This is a genomic window from Allobosea sp. 2RAB26 (genome assembly GCF_052115465.1).
Lineage (GTDB): Bacteria > Pseudomonadota > Alphaproteobacteria > Rhizobiales > Beijerinckiaceae > Allobosea.
Window position 1 is genome coordinate 149,990 of record NZ_JBFRGS010000007.1, and the last position, 14,510, is coordinate 164,499.

General features: G+C 64.6%; 11 protein-coding genes. 3 read left to right on the forward strand and 8 right to left on the reverse strand.

Annotated elements, in window-relative coordinates; all coding sequences use genetic code 11:
• Nucleotides 1-135: 135 nt before the first annotated feature.
• Nucleotides 136-627, reverse strand: coding sequence for a MarR family winged helix-turn-helix transcriptional regulator (locus AB4118_RS15890; RefSeq protein WP_441490635.1), 492 nt, complete (start codon nt 625-627; stop codon nt 136-138).
• A gap of 83 nt (nt 628-710) precedes the next feature.
• On the opposite strand from AB4118_RS15890, the gene AB4118_RS15895 reads away from it, so the two are divergent.
• Nucleotides 711-1,601 (forward strand): EamA family transporter, encoded by an 891-nt coding sequence (locus AB4118_RS15895; protein ID WP_441490816.1) that lies wholly within the window; start codon nt 711-713, stop codon nt 1,599-1,601.
• A gap of 30 nt (nt 1,602-1,631) precedes the next feature.
• On the opposite strand, the gene AB4118_RS15900 is transcribed toward AB4118_RS15895, so the two are convergent.
• From AB4118_RS15900 to AB4118_RS15920, 5 genes are all read right to left on the reverse strand, one after another.
• Entirely contained in the window at nt 1,632-2,651 is a 1,020-nt protein-coding gene (locus AB4118_RS15900) for a D-cysteine desulfhydrase family protein (RefSeq protein ID WP_441490636.1), read from the reverse strand.
• 106 nt (nt 2,652-2,757) lie between these two features.
• Nucleotides 2,758-3,648, reverse strand: coding sequence for an ABC transporter permease (locus tag AB4118_RS15905; RefSeq protein WP_441490637.1), 891 nt, complete (start codon nt 3,646-3,648; stop codon nt 2,758-2,760).
• Nucleotides 3,649-3,660: 12 nt separating this feature from the next.
• Complete coding sequence (locus AB4118_RS15910; protein ID WP_441490638.1) at nt 3,661-4,602, reverse strand: ABC transporter permease; 942 nt, start codon at nt 4,600-4,602, stop codon at nt 3,661-3,663.
• Nucleotides 4,603-4,737: 135 nt separating this feature from the next.
• On the reverse strand, nt 4,738-6,339 hold the full coding sequence (locus AB4118_RS15915; RefSeq protein WP_441490639.1) for an ABC transporter substrate-binding protein: 1,602 nt from the start codon (nt 6,337-6,339) through the stop codon (nt 4,738-4,740).
• Between the two features lie 103 nt (nt 6,340-6,442).
• The gene (locus AB4118_RS15920) at nt 6,443-7,912 is read right to left on the reverse strand and encodes a M81 family metallopeptidase (protein WP_441490640.1); all 1,470 of its coding nucleotides are present in this window, start codon (nt 7,910-7,912) and stop codon (nt 6,443-6,445) included.
• 378 nt (nt 7,913-8,290) lie between these two features.
• Here AB4118_RS15920 and AB4118_RS15925 point away from each other — a divergent pair, with 378 nt between their 5' ends.
• Entirely contained in the window at nt 8,291-8,785 is a 495-nt protein-coding gene (locus AB4118_RS15925) for a hypothetical protein (RefSeq protein ID WP_441490641.1), read from the forward strand.
• Between the two features lie 220 nt (nt 8,786-9,005).
• Nucleotides 9,006-10,628, forward strand: a complete 1,623-nt coding sequence (gene groL / locus AB4118_RS15930) for a chaperonin GroEL (RefSeq protein ID WP_441490642.1) — start codon at nt 9,006-9,008, stop codon at nt 10,626-10,628.
• Nucleotides 10,629-10,758: 130 nt separating this feature from the next.
• On the opposite strand, the gene AB4118_RS15935 is transcribed toward groL, so the two are convergent.
• Nucleotides 10,759-12,219, reverse strand: coding sequence for a lipopolysaccharide biosynthesis protein (locus AB4118_RS15935; RefSeq protein WP_441490643.1), 1,461 nt, complete (start codon nt 12,217-12,219; stop codon nt 10,759-10,761).
• Nucleotides 12,220-12,252: 33 nt separating this feature from the next.
• Complete coding sequence (locus tag AB4118_RS15940; protein ID WP_441490644.1) at nt 12,253-14,508, reverse strand: GumC family protein; 2,256 nt, start codon at nt 14,506-14,508, stop codon at nt 12,253-12,255.
• Nucleotides 14,509-14,510 lie beyond the last annotated feature (2 nt).

Genomic DNA, 14,510 nt, shown 5'->3' on the forward strand with positions numbered 1-14,510 from the left:
CCGGCTTCGTATGGCCAGAGAATTATCAACTTGCGTGGAGCGGCAAGCGCCATTCTTGCCTGCGGGGGGCGCGCTGTGCTCATTCCTGGCCCACAAGCCGAGTTTACTGCGGAGGCAGCCCCCCGACGCAAGGCCTCACCGGCTGCCTTCGAAACCCGCCAGGTACTTGCCCAGCAGTGCGTTGAGGGCCGCGTTCTCATCCGCGGAGAGAATGGAACTCAGCTGCGCCTGGGTTGCGACATGTGCCGTGACAGCAGCCTCGATTGTCGCAAATCCACGCTCGGTCAGTGAAATGATGAAACTGCGGCGATCTTCGGGGTTATGGGTGCGCTCGACGAGGCCCGTCTTCTCGAGCTGGTCGATGCGGTTCGTCAGCGTGCCCGAGGTGATCATCATCGTCGCCAGCAGATCTCCCGGCGACAGTCTATAGGGAGGGCCGGAGCGCCGCAGTGTCGCCAGCACGTCGAAACTTGCGCTGTTGAGGCCATGCTCGGCGAAGGTCTTCTCCATCTCACGGCCGAGATGCTGCGAGAGCCGCTTCATGCGGCCGAACAACCCCATCGGCGTGACATCGAGGTCCGGTCTTTCCCGGTTCCACTGCGCGAGAATTCCGTCGACATGGTCCATGCCGCCATCGTTGCGACCAAATATCTTGACGTCAAGATATTTGTCATTATCTTGACGTCAAGATAATGAGCGAGACCGCCATCATGGCCCGCAATGCCGACTTGCTGCTGACCGCGATCGCCCCAGCTATCTGGGGCAGCACCTATCTGGTGACGACGGAGTTCCTGCCGCAGGGCTACCCACTGACCGTGTCGATGCTGCGTGCGCTCCCGGCTGGCCTCCTGCTGCTGCTCGCCGTCCGGCAATTGCCGCAGGGAATCTGGTGGGGACGGGTTCTCCTCCTCGGCGCGCTCAATTTCTCGCTGTTCTGGTGGATGCTGTTCATCGCAGCCTATCGGCTGCCGGGCGGTGTCGCGGCGACCGTAGGGGCGATCCAGCCGCTCGTCGTCCTGCTCCTCGCGCGTCTGCTGCTCGGTTTCGCCATCCGCCCGCTCGCCATCGTCGCGGCCATCGCCGGCATGGCAGGTGTCGCGCTGCTGATTCTGACGCCGCAGGCTGCGCTCGATCCGCTCGGCATCGCCGCTGGTCTCGCCAGTGCGCTGTCGATGGCGGCGGGCACGGTCCTGAGCCGGCGCTGGCAGCCGCCGGTCTCGCCACTGACCTTCACCGCCTGGCAGCTGACCGCGGGAGGAGCCCTGCTGCTGCCGGTGGTCCTCTGGCTCGAACCCGCACCGCCGACGCTGACCGGCACGAACATCCTCGGCCTTGCCTATCTCGGGCTGATCGGCGCTGCCCTGACCTATATCCTCTGGTTTCGCGGCATTGCCCGGCTGGGTCCCTCGACGGTCTCGCCGCTCGGCTTTCTCAGCCCGGTGACGGCTGTCATGCTCGGCTGGTCGGTGCTCGGCCAATCGCTCAGCCCTGCCCAGATCGCCGGCATGGCGATCGTCCTCGGCAGCGTCTGGCTGAGCCAGCGCGCTCAGCAGACTGTGCCGGCCAGCGCTCCCACGGTGGCGAAACCCCGGGAGGCGTGACGGGGCACGCCTCCTCGCGCGTGTCGTCGGTTATCCCTGAAACAGCTCTTCGTAGGCGAACAGTCCCTGATGGCCGCCGGTGTGCCAGAACACCACTGTCTCGTCGGGCCTGAACGCGCCACGCCGCACCAGCGAAAACAGCCCGGCCATAGCCTTGCCGGTATAGACGGGATCCAGAAGGATGCCCTCGAGGCGCGCGACACTGGTCACGGCTTCGAGCATCGCCGTCGTCGGCTGGCCGTAGCCGGGCCCGATCTGCGTTGCGTCGATCGTGATCGAGACATCGGCGACGCTCTGGCTCCCAGCAAGCGCGAGCGTGTCGCGCGCAAGGCCGGCGACGATACCGCGGGCCTCTTCGGCCTGCCGCGAGACGCTGATGCCGTGGACGGCGCAAGCGAGGCCCAACGTCTGCACACCTGCAACGATGCCGGCATGAGTGCCACCGCTGCCGGTCGCCAGCACGATATGGTCGATCTGTCGGCCTGCGGCCTTGGCCTGCCCGGCGAGTTCGACCAGCGCATCATGATAGGCGAGGCCGCCCAGTGCATTGGAGCCGCCGATCGGGATGAAATAGGGCCGTCGGCCCTGCGCACGCAGCGCAGCCAGGGTCTGTTCGAGCGCCTCCATGGCGTCCTGCTCGGCGGTCAGGATGCGAATATCGGCGCCGAGCAATCGGTCGAGCAGGATATTGCCGTTGGCCCGGTAGCTCGCGCTGCGTCCGCTGATCTTGTCGGTCAGGAGCAGAACGCAGCCGAGGCCGTTCCTGGCGGCGGCCGCAGCCGTCTGCCGCGCATGATTGGACTGGATGGCCCCGAGCGTGACCAGCGTATCGGCCCCCTGCTGCAGCGCTTCGCCGACGAGATATTCGAGCTTGCGCGCCTTGTTGCCGCCGCCGGCAAGGCCCGTGCAGTCGTCCCGCTTGATCCAGATCGAGGGAGCGGGGCCATGGCGCCCGAGTTCCCGCGACAGCCGGGGCAGTTCCTCGAAGGGGGTCGGCAGGATCGAAAGCGGAGCCCGGCTCCGCTCAGCCAATGACCAGGGCTTGTTCATGTCGATTGTTCCTCACCAAGACCGGCGCAGTGGCGCTGCGGCCCACCATAGCGGCGGGTTGGAAAAAGGCAGCCGCGCCAGGGCGGGACAGCCATGCGCCTGGCTGTCACATCCTCCTCGAAATTCGCGGATCGAGCTTGTCGCGCAGCCCGTCGCCGAGCAGGTTGACCGCGAGCACCACCAGCGCCAGCGCGATCGCCGGACAAAAGATCGTCCAGGGCGCGCGCGCCAGGTAGAGTCTGCTGGAGGCGATCATGTTGCCCCAGCTCGGCGTTTCCGGCGGCACGCCGGCGCCGAGGAATGACAGCGACGCTTCCACCAGGATTGCCGATGCGCAGATATAGGTCGCCTGCACGATCAGGGGCGCGATGGTGCTCGGCATGATGTGAAGCACCAGAATCCGCGGCGTCCGCGCCCCACAGGCGATCACCGCCTCAACGAAAGGCAGCTCGCGGACACTGAGCACGATCGAGCGCACGAGCCTGACCACGCGAGGCAGTTCCGGAATGGCGATGGCGGCAATGACGATTCCGATGCTGCCCTGGTTGAGGGCGACCAGCGCGATCGCAAGCAGGATCGCTGGAATCGCCATCAGCCCGTCCATCAGGCGCATGACCGGGGTCTCGATCCAGCGGTAATAGCCGGCCATCAGGCCGATCAGCAGCCCGGCGCTGATCGAGATCGTCGCGACGGTGAGGCCGACGATCAGTGAGACGCGTGCTCCGTAGACGGTGCGGGCGAAGACATCCTGGCCGAGATGGTCGGTGCCGAACCAGAACTGCGCGGATGGCGGCAGCAGCCGGCGTGTTGGCGCCTTCAGCATCGGGTCGCCGGCGAGCAGTGGCGCGAAGATCGCGATCGCGACGAAGAAGATCAGGATGGCGCCGCCCAGCAGCATCGTCGGGTTGCGCCGGGCGAAGCGCCTGAACCGGGCGCCGAGACTGCGCGGCGCAGGGCTGAGGGTGGAAGGGGCGGTATGGGCCGTGATCACGCTCATCGCTTCGCTCTCTCAGTACCGGATCCGGGGATCGATCAGCGAATAGGAGAGATCGACGAGCAGATTGACCAGGACATAGATGCCGGAGAACAGCAGGATCACGCCCTGGATGATCGGATAGTCGCGCTTCGAGATGGCATCGACAACGAGCCGTCCGATGCCGGGTATGTTGAACACAGTCTCCGTGATGACGACGCCGCCGATGAGAAGCGCGACGCCTATGCCGATCACCGTGATGATCGGTACGCCGGCGTTCTTGAGCGCATGCTTCATCAGCATCGTCTTCGTCGTGACACCTTTGGCCTTTGCCGTCCGGATATAGTCTTCCTCGAGCACCTCCAGCATCGAAGCGCGCGTCATGCGCGCGATCAGCGCGATATAGGCGAGGCCGAGCGTGACGGTCGGCAGGATTAGGTGGAGCAGCCACGGCCCCACGCCATCGGCGAGCGGCTTGTAGCCCTGGACGGGAAGCCAGCGCAGCTCGATAGCGAAGATGTAGATCAGGCCGTAGCCCACGACGAAGGCCGGCATTGAGAATCCGAGCACGGAGAAGCCCATCAGGGCACGGTCAACCAGGCTTCCGACCCTCCAGGCCGCGATCACACCGAGGCTGACCGCGATGCTGACGGCGAAGAGCATGGTCAGCAGCGCGAGCGAAAGCGTCGGCTCCAGTCGTTGGAGGATCAGCCTGCTGACTGGCGTGTTCGAAAAGATCGAAACCCCGAGATCTCCGCTCAGCACGCGTGCGGCCCAACGCCAGAATTGTACCAGCAGCGGATCGTCGAGCCCGAGCCGCTGACGGATGGCGACGATCTGCTGGGGCGTCGCGTAATCGCCGGCGATGATCGCGGCTGGATCGCCGGCCGAGAAATGCAGCAGCAGGAAGACGAAGATACCGACGAGCGTCATCACCAGCAGGGTTTGGGCCAGCCGTTGGGCGATGTAACTGAGCATGGGGTCGATCGTCCTCCTTCAGCCTAAGCAGGCTGGAAGCGGCAGGCCGGTCGCGCCGCGCGCCGGCTGCGCCGTCCACCAGCCCGCCGGAATGGTCCGACGCCGGCCGGGGCGGAGCCCGGCCGGCGGAGGCGGCTACCCCTTCTTGACATTCCAGAACGGGATCAGCTCCGGCATGCCGATCAGCCCGGTGAGATTGCGCAGGGCCGCGGGCTGGAACCATTGCCCGTAATACATGTGCGGCACGAAATCCCAGGCGTTCTGCTGCATGTCGCGCGCGATCTGCCGGCGTTCGGCATCATTCGAGGCGGCCGCCCATTTGTCGCGGAAGGCTTCGTGCTTCTCGTCGGTCGGCCAGCCGAACCAGCCCTTCTCGCCATTGGCGGCATGGCCGCTGAGCGCCACGGGATTGCCGAAGGCATTGACCGAACCCGAGGTGAAGAAGACGTTCCAGCCGCCCTGGTCCGGGGGGCTCTTGACGGCACGCCGCGTGATGACCGCGCCCCAGTCCGAGGCCTGCAGCGACACGTTGAAGCCAGCCTGGCGCATCCACTGCGCGATCAGGTTCGCGGCATTGTTCATATAGGCGATGTTGGTAGCGTGCAGCACGACGACGGGGCGGCCGTCATAGCCGGATTCCTTGACGAGCTGCTTGGCCTTCTCGATGTTCTGGCCGCCCTTGAACCAGTCGATATTGGCGTCATTCTCCATCGGCGTGCCCATGCCGAACAGCGAAGAGCAGCCCTTGAAGTATTTCTCGTCGCCGAAGGTCGCCTTCATCACCTCGGTCGGGTGAATCAGGTAGAGCATCGCCTGGCGGGCCTTGACGTTGTTGAACGGCGGGTGGAGCCAGTTGACGCGAGCCCAGCCGAGCTGGCCCTGTTTGTTCAGGACCTCGAGCTTGATCTCTTTCTCGCCCTCCAGCGAGGACAGCAGATCGACATTCGGGTACTCGATCATGTCGATCTCGCCGGCGCGGATGGCAGCGATCGCCGTGGCCTCGTCCGCGATGTTCTCGTAGACGACGCGGTCGACATTCACGACCTTGCCGCCGGAGGTGAAGACGGCCGGCTCCGAACGCGGCACATAGTTCGGGTTCTTGTCGTAGACGTAGCGCTGGCCCTGGACGACGGCGTCCTGGTTCATGACGAACGGGCCTGAGCCGATGATCGTCTGGATCTGCTGCATCGGGTCGGTCTGCGCTTCCTTCTCGCGCATGATGTAGCAGGCATTGGTCGCCGCCTTGGCGAGCCAATCGACAGCCAGGCTGTAGGGTTCCTTCATCACGATCTGGAAGGTCTTGTCGTCCTTGATCGGCGTATCGGCGAGGCGAGCCATCATGTGCTGGCCGCCGCCGTCGCGCGCGCCCCAGCGCCGGATCGAGGCGACGCAGTCGCGCGCCGTCACCGGCGTGCCGTCGGTGAAGCGCAAGCCGTCACGGAGTTCGAAATTATAGGTCTTGCGATCGTCCGAAAGGCTCCATTTCGAGACCATCTGCGGCTTGGCGTCGAATTTGTCGTCGACCCCGAACAGCGTGTCGTAGACCATGGCAGCATGGTAGGAGGTCATGTTCGCGGTCGTCCAGACCGGGTCGAAGACGCGAAGATCGCCATGCAGCACGGCGCGGACGGTGCGTGAGACGGGTGGGGTGGTCTGGGCCCTCAGGCGGGCAGGCGCGGCGGTCAGTGCTCCAGCGGCGAGACTGCCCTGGACGAATCTGCGGCGTGTGGTCGTCATGTCTCTCTCCCTCCAAGAGATGCTGAATGACCGCGAGCATTCGCTTCGTCTGGCCACCCTCGGTGATCAAATCACGGTCAAGTCTCCATCCACGTGGCCAGGCTCAGACGACGATGCGGCCGGGCGGCAGCGGGTCGTGGGGCCAGAGCGGCCGGGCGATCTTGCGATAGGGGTATTTGCGCACGTCGAGATGCGAGGGGCCGCCGCCGTCGGTGTAGATCACCGCACTGGCGATCGGCCCATAGGCGGCATGGAAATGGTTGGTCGACTTGACGCTGACGATGCGCTTCTGCGTCGGGTCGATGCCGACGCTGGTAAAAATCTCGAGCCCCAGCGCCTGCGTGCGATGCGATAAGAGCGCGACGTCGATGCCGTCGATGCGGATGCCGACGGCATTGCCGATCGGGACCTTGGCTGTGCCGAAGCTCTGGGTGCCGTTGCGGATGGCTCCGAGCACGGTGACGTCGCCGTCGACCGGCTTGCCCGAGGTCGAGGCGGCCTTGCCGCCGAAGCGCAGCGGGATGGTGGCGCCGACACCGGCGGTAAGGCAGAATTCGACGGCGACAGGGTCCCAGACCGGACCGATCGCCGCATCGCGAATACCCCGTTCGCGCAGGCGGTGGATGATGTTGGTATTGTCGGACGCCGCACCCCCTCCGGCATTGTCGGTCGAATCTGCAATCACGCTCGGGCCGTTGGCAGAACTGCCGAGAGCCCGGTCAAGCGCTTCGTCGAGCGGGACCACCGGCGGAGCGAATTGCCCCTTCAGGGAGCGGAACTCCTCGCCGAGCCGCGCGGCGAGCGCATCTCCGGCGGCCTTGGCATTGTCGGTGACGACCAGGACCCGCGTGCCGATCTCCGGCACGTCGCCTTGCTGGAAACCGTGAGCGAGCGAGACCGAAAGCACGGCGTCCTTGCCCTCGAGTGCGCTCATCCGGTCGACGAAGGAGCGCCCGGGCTCACGCGTGGTCGGCACCAGCTCGATCATCCGGCAGTCATAGAGCGACATCACCGGCTTGATCGTGCCACGGATCGTCGCAAGGATGATGTCGACCAATTCCTCGGCCCGCTCGACGAAGTCGATATGCGGGTATTCCTTGTAGAGGATGATGGCGTCCGCCAGCCGCACGCGCTTTTCGGTCAGGTGGCAATGCGGATCGAGCTCGACACCGATCGGCACCTTCGGGCCGACGATGGCGCGGACATGTTCTAGAATGTCGCCCTCGCAATCGTCATAGCCATGCGCGACCATGGCCCCGTGCAGCCCGAGCAGGACGCCGTCGACCGGCATTGCGGCGTTGAGTTGGCCGAGGATCTCGTCCCGCATCTCCTCGTAATCGGCCTGGGCACAGGTTCCCGACGGCTCGGCCCAGAAGCAGGAACCTTCGATCAGCGTGAAACCGTCTCGCTCTGCCCGCTGGCGCGCCACGTAAAGTGGCGCGGTGCAATGCGTCGCCCGGTCGGGATGCTGACCTGCGGGAAAATAGGCCGATGCCTCGAAATTCGCGCGGGATGTCGGGATAGGCGAAAACGTATTCGTCTCGGTAGCAAGCGACGCGGCGAACAGACGCATAATCAGAGCCTTCCCGTTTCGTGCGGAGGCAAGCTCCGACGTCAGCAATGCACCTGTCAAGCTGCGTCGCAGCAAGAAATCCTGCTTTGTGATGCTCGCAATCCCGGAGCTGAGGTCAATGGCCATTGACGACGGCAATGGGGGCATTCGTCATTCTACATCCTATCCGCGCAAATCCACTTTTCCCGGTCATCAGGGGTGTAGGAGAATCCCGCCGGCCGCGTGAAGCTTGGGCCCCCGGATACCGCCCATCATGTCGCTGCGGGCCGCTGTGGCCGTCGGCCCGCCTGCGCTTTGGACGACTTCGGGCCACACCGCGTTGGAACCGCCGGCCGTCGGCGGCGTTAGCCAGCAAGACGGGTCGCGAGGATTTGCCCCATGAACAGCACTCGAATTGGCGGGCTGCTCAGCATTGGCCTGAGCACCTTTGTTCTTGTGACACCCGCTCACTCTGCCGGGTTCTTCGATGAACTGGCCCGAGCCGTGTTCGGGAGACCTCCTCCGCAGGTTTACCCGACTGGGCCTGAACCGCTCGATGTGACCGTTCGGCCGACGCGTCGTTCGCATCAGCGGAAAGCCGTCGTATCCAGGCCGACGCCTCCAGTCGTAAAACTCGATCCGGCCACCGATCACTATTGGTATCTGGACGACCCGACCCTGCGCCGCGGCGATATCGTCGTTACACGTTCGGACGTTCTGGTCTTTGAGGGGCGCGCCAGTCAAAACCACAGTGCCAGCGATTTTACTGCCCTCGGGAAGTCTCGCCTCGTATCCAGGTCCACCCAGCAGAGGGTCGAGGCGGCGGCGGGCGGTCGCAAGTTCGAACCAGACCCCGGCCCACGAACCATCGCCGAGCGCGACCCTGCGAATTGATCCGCGGCGCATGGATCATTGCACGGCAGGCGGCCGCTCGCAGGGCGGCGTAACCCGTTGCTGCTTCGCGAGCTCGCTCTCACGATGCGCCCCGCATCGCGTTCGAGCGAGAAGTGCTGCTGATCCCCGCGGAGAGCGATATAATCAGCCCGATCGAGAGGAACCCGCCTGACCATATCTGCTGCTGACCGTTGAAATCCCCTGGAGGAGGACCCGGATCATGGCCGCCAAGGAGTTGAAGTTCTCGTCCGATGCCCGCGAGAGGATGCTGCGCGGTGTCGAAATCCTGGCCAACGCCGTCAAGGTCACGCTTGGTCCCAAGGGGCGCAACGTCGTGATCGAGAAGTCATTCGGTGCGCCCCGCATCACCAAGGATGGCGTCGCCGTCGCCAGGGAGATCGAACTTGCCGACAAGTTCGAGAACATGGGCGCAAGGATGGTGCGCGAGGTCGCTTCAAAACAGCATGACGCCGCCGGCGACGGCACCACGACGGCAACTGTATTGGCCCACGCCATCGTCCGTGAGGGAGCCAAGGCCGTCGCCGCTGGCATGAACCCGATGGATCTGAAGCGCGGCATCGACATGGCGGTCGAGGCTGCGGTGGCAGATTTCAAGAAGAGGGCCAAGACGGTCACGGCCAATAGCGAGATCGCTCAGATCGGCACCATCTCGGCCAATGGCGACACCAAGATCGGGGCGATGATCGCCGCGGCGATGAAGAAGGTCGGCAACGAGGGTGTCATCACGGTCGAGGAGGCAAAATCGCTCGAGATCGAGCTCGATGTGGTCGAGGGCATGCGGTTCGATCGTGGCTATATTTCACCCTATTTCATCACAGATGCGGAGAAGATGCGGGCCGAGCTCGAAGACGCCTATATCCTGATCCACGAGAAGAAACTCTCCTCGCTCCAGGCCATGTTGCCGCTGCTCGAGGCGGTGGTGCAAACCGGCAGGCCGCTGCTGATCATCGCCGAGGACGTGGAAGGGGAGGCTCTCGCCACGCTCGTGGTCAACAAGCTGCGGGGTGGCCTCAAGGTCGCGGCCGTCAAGGCTCCGGGCTTCGGCGATCGCCGCAAGGCCATGCTGGAGGATATTGCGATCCTCACTGGCGGAACCGCCATTTCCGATGATCTCGGCATCAAGCTCGAGACCGTCACGCTCCAAATGCTCGGCAGCGCCAAGAAAGTCATGATCGAGAAGGAAAGCACCACAATCGTTGACGGTGCCGGCAGGAAGAAGGAGATCGGCGCTCGCGTGGCACAGATCAAGGCGCAGATCGAGGAGACCAGCTCGGACTACGATCGTGAGAAGCTCCAGGAGCGTCTGGCCAAGCTCGCCGGTGGCGTTGCGGTCATCCGCGTCGGCGGCGCGACCGAGATCGAGGTCAAGGAGAAGAAGGATCGTGTCGACGATGCCATGCACGCGACCCGCGCGGCGGTCGAGGAAGGCATCCTGCCGGGGGGCGGCGTGGCGCTGCTGAGGGCGATGAAGGCCCTTGCCGCCGTCAAGCCCGCCAATGCCGACCAGAGAACCGGCGTCGAGATCGTGCGCCGCGCGCTGCAGGCTCCGGCCCGACAGATCGTCGAAAACGCCGGCGCCGACGGTGCGGTCATCGTCGGCAAGCTGATCGAGAAGGATGACTACAACCAGGGCTACAATGCCGCGACAGGGGAGTATCAGGATCTTGTGGCGAATGGGGTGATCGATCCGGCCAAGGTGGTGCGGACCGCCCTTCAGGATGCGGCGTCGATCGCCTCGTTGCTGATCATGACCGAGGCGATCATTGCCGAGCTGCCGAAGAAGGAAGCGCCGCAGGCGATGCCGGGCGGCATGGATTTCTGATGATTGATACGGGCGGACTCGATCGGGTGTCGCTTGCGAAGGAGATCCGGCTGGATCATTGGGGGTGCATCGCGCGCGCCAGCTCGGAGGTTTCTGGCGCTGTCTCTCACGCGTCACCACGGTGCGCCTGCTATTCGTGGGTCAGCTTCAGCGGGTGTACCGGCTTGTTTCGCCTCACGCGCATTGCAACGGCGAGCCCTGGAATGAGATCGAGACGCCTATAGACACAAATGCCGGTCGCGACATTCCAGAGCACCATGGTCGCCGTGGTGGCCACTGCCGCGCCGATTGCTCCGTAGAGCGCGATTCCTATGGCGCAGGCTGCGACGTTCGCGGCGGCGCTCGCAACCATGATGACCGCGGCGGCGCGCTCATGGCCGGTCATGGTCAAGAGGTTCTGATGCGGGCCGGCCGCCGCGGCAAAGACCTGACCGATCATCAGGATCTGAGCAACATGAACTGCGGCGACGAAATCCTTGCCAAACCATCGTAGCCCCGGCTCGAGTACCACCAGAAGCGGCACAGCCAGCATGACGGCCCCGACGAAGGACAACACGCTGGCGCGCGCGAACAGCGCCTGCAGGCCCAGCCGGTCGCCGCGCGCGTGAAGGTCTGCGATCGTGGGGGCAAATACGGTGCTCACGGCGACGCGCGGCAACAGGAGCAGCATCGCCACATTGAAACCGACCGCAAACGTACCAGCATCCCGGATGTTGCCGGTCCAGCCGAGCAGCATCACCCCCGTGCGGTTCATCAGGGTGTCGACGGCCGTCATGATCATGATGGGAAAGACGGCGGTCAACCAATAGCGCGGAGCGTAGGTCGAGTTGACGCCTCGCAGAGCAAGAGGCCAGAGCTGGCGCATGATCACGCAGACCACGCCCACCGTGACCGCCGAGCTGATCAACAGCGCAGCCATGACGAGCGCTGCGTCCAGCCGCCATGAAGCCGCGGTGGCGGCCAGGACGACAAGCACGAGCAAGAGGCCGTCACGGACGATGCGTTCCGGCAAAAGAGCCGAAACGATTCCGCCGAAAGCGCGTAGCAGCGTCGCACCGATCAGATACATCGTGACCAGCGGGACTGTGGCCATCCCGATCAGCAGGCTGATGCTAAGCTCCGAGTGCGGGCGAGCGGAGGAAACGGCCACGATTCCGGCGCCGATTCCGGCGAGAACGATGGCTGCCACGAGGGTCCAGCCCACGGCAAACTGAATCACACCACGCGCCAGAGACCACTCCCCCTTCGCACCATAGGCCGGCACGAACCGAAGCAGGGCAACATTGAAGCCGAGGGTCGCGCTGTAGGCCAGGAGGCTGACCCAGGCAAAGGCGTAGGAATATGTGCCATAGCTGGAAAGGCCGACCAGCCGGGCGATCTCGAACTGCGCAACGCTCGTAAGTCCTGCGCCGCCGACATAGACGACCAGAGCCCAAACGCTCCCGGATGAGAGCCGGTGAGCGAGGTCACTGCTGCCCTTCGCACTGGTTTCGCCGCTTGCCGGCGCGGCCGCGGGCTCAGATAGAGCGGTCGCTGTCGGCGCATTATCGCTGCGGGCCAGCCGGGTGATGGTGGCGTAACTTGTCAACATCAGATCAATACCCAGCGTTGTGACTGTAATCGATCATGACCGACGCCAGCTCATGAAGCTGCGGATGTCTTTGAAATGGAAGCCGGCATCGTGCTCGGTATCGACCCAGGTCAGCACCGACGCCACTCGGGGAGCGCCATCGGCGTCGGGCCCCGGAGCGCCGCCGACCAGCCGTAGCGCACTCTGCGCCATTTCCCGGCCGGTCTGTGCCCAGCGCACCACGAGCAGTATCTGGTCGGCCCAGCCCGCCAGAAAACTCGCTTCCAGCCGATCGACCGCTGCGGGCCCATCGATCACGATGAAGTCGTAGGTCTCGCGGAACTGATCAAGCCAGTGCGGAACTTGCGGGTTTGCGAGGAAATGAAGCAGGTTGCCATCGAGTCGAGGCGGCGGAATGTAGTCGACCCCAAGCTCAGGAAGGTGCTCCACCGCATCGGCGATCGGTCGGCCGCGGCTCAGGACGTCGACGAGATCGACGCCGGGGGCGGCCGCGCGCGCCATCGTCACGATGTCCCGTTCAGGGAGCCCGCTTGGCTCGCCGAGGTCGATCAGGAGCACGCGCAGTCGAAGGCGCGCCGCCGAGAGGACAAGGCTCCGCGCGACCGTGGTCTTGCCTTCGCCCGGAAGGGCGGAGCTGACAAGGATGATCTTCGACGCGAAGCTGCCGGAGCCCCTTGGCAACACGGAGATCAGCAATGAGCGGATTGACCGCGCATAGACTGATTGAGGCTGCTGCCGCAGCAGATCCTCGATCCGCTTTGCGTGCCGGAGCGTGACCCGCGGGACCTGCCCGAGGCAAGGAACGGCCAGAGCTTCGGCGGCTTCATCCGTGCTGCGAAGAGTGTGATCAAGTCTGTCGATGCCGAGCGCAAGCAGCACGCCCATGATGCCGAAGACCATCACGCCGGGCGGAATGAGGAAGGCCGGGTGAATCGAACTTGGCCTTTCCGGCGGCCACGCCGACGCCATCACCCGGACGTCCGGCTGAATGAGCTGGACCTGTTCGTTTGCCTGCTGCTGACGGCTCAGAAGGGCATCATAGAGCTGGGCTACTGCGGCCGCCTGACGCTCGAGAGCCCGCAAACCGGACATGCTGGCCGCGGTTTCGGTCGCCGCCGCCTTCAGGGACTGCAGCCGCTCCTCGATTGATCTGGCCTGAGCCTGGAGAATGCGACCGTCGGTCTCTACCTGGCTGAACGCCTGATCGATCGCCTGCTCTGTCGCACGGTCCGCTTTCCGGCGCGGCTCCGGCTGAGGCTCCTGACCGACTGTCGCTGGTGCTGCTTCGTTATGGGCGAACTCGGCCAGGCTCGCTGATCCCAGTGCATCCGCAAGGGCGGAGGTGGGTGCGCCGCGCTGGCGCAAGTCGTTGAACCGGTTCAGCCGTTGTTGCGTCGCGGCGAAATCGGACTTGGCCAGGGCCAATTGCCGGGCCAGCTGTGCGATCTGCTGGCCGGTTACATCAGGGGTGCCATCGACCGCTGCGCCATGGAGCAAGCGGTAGGCCTGCAGCTCCTCTTCGGCACGCGCCACCTCCAGCCTCATTTCGGGAACGCGCTTGGCGAGCCAGACCACAAGCTGCTCCGCGTCGGTGCGCTTTCGTTGCGCAATATCCTCGATGTAGACATTCGCGACGGTGTTCGCGATCTCGGCTGCACGTCCCGGATCGGAATCCGTTGCAACAACTGACAAGACTCTCGAACGTCGCTCTTGGCCGATCTTTACGGAGCGCTTCAACTGCTGGGCCAGCGCGCTTTCGTTACTGTCAGGGGAGTGGCTGTCAGCGCTACGCCGAAACGGCTGCGTGAGAAACGACCAGGCGGCACCGAGCCCATCCTGGACACGGTGCAGCCAGGAGTCCGGTTGCTTCCCTGCCGCCACCACTTCCTCATGGGCAAGAAGGAGCGCCGAAGCGACCCGTCGCAGATGCGCATCGGACGAAAGCACGGCCAAGTGCGTGTCGATCGCCGCATCGTCGATGGCTTGGGAGGCCTGGGATGTGCCACTCGACCCTTCCGAGGCGCGATCGACCACGATTTGCGTCGTTGCCGTATAGGTGGGCGACATGATCATGCCAACGATCGCGACCCCTCCGCCGCCGAGGAGCATCATTGCAAGGATCAGACCCCGCCGCCTCGACAGCGCGTGGACGATCCGCTGGAATGGCAGCGGCCCTGGCGCCGATCCAATGATCGGTCTGGTTATCCGCGTCGTCGGTTCGAGTGGCGGCAGATCCGAAGGTCGTGCCGTCGCGATGAACCGCTGGCCCTTGCCGGTCAACGCTTCCATCG

Coding starts and splice junctions, on each gene's coding strand:
- AB4118_RS15890 (WP_441490635.1), bottom strand. CDS start 627: ATGGACCATGTCGACGGAATTCTCGCGCAGTGGAACCGGGAAAGACCG.
- AB4118_RS15895 (WP_441490816.1), top strand. CDS start 711: ATGGCCCGCAATGCCGACTTGCTGCTGACCGCGATCGCCCCAGCTATC.
- AB4118_RS15900 (WP_441490636.1), bottom strand. CDS start 2,651: ATGAACAAGCCCTGGTCATTGGCTGAGCGGAGCCGGGCTCCGCTTTCG.
- AB4118_RS15905 (WP_441490637.1), bottom strand. CDS start 3,648: ATGAGCGTGATCACGGCCCATACCGCCCCTTCCACCCTCAGCCCTGCG.
- AB4118_RS15910 (WP_441490638.1), bottom strand. CDS start 4,602: ATGCTCAGTTACATCGCCCAACGGCTGGCCCAAACCCTGCTGGTGATG.
- AB4118_RS15915 (WP_441490639.1), bottom strand. CDS start 6,339: ATGACGACCACACGCCGCAGATTCGTCCAGGGCAGTCTCGCCGCTGGA.
- AB4118_RS15920 (WP_441490640.1), bottom strand. CDS start 7,912: ATGCGTCTGTTCGCCGCGTCGCTTGCTACCGAGACGAATACGTTTTCG.
- AB4118_RS15925 (WP_441490641.1), top strand. CDS start 8,291: ATGAACAGCACTCGAATTGGCGGGCTGCTCAGCATTGGCCTGAGCACC.
- groL (WP_441490642.1), top strand. CDS start 9,006: ATGGCCGCCAAGGAGTTGAAGTTCTCGTCCGATGCCCGCGAGAGGATG.
- AB4118_RS15935 (WP_441490643.1), bottom strand. CDS start 12,219: ATGTTGACAAGTTACGCCACCATCACCCGGCTGGCCCGCAGCGATAAT.
- AB4118_RS15940 (WP_441490644.1), bottom strand. CDS start 14,508: ATGGAAGCGTTGACCGGCAAGGGCCAGCGGTTCATCGCGACGGCACGA.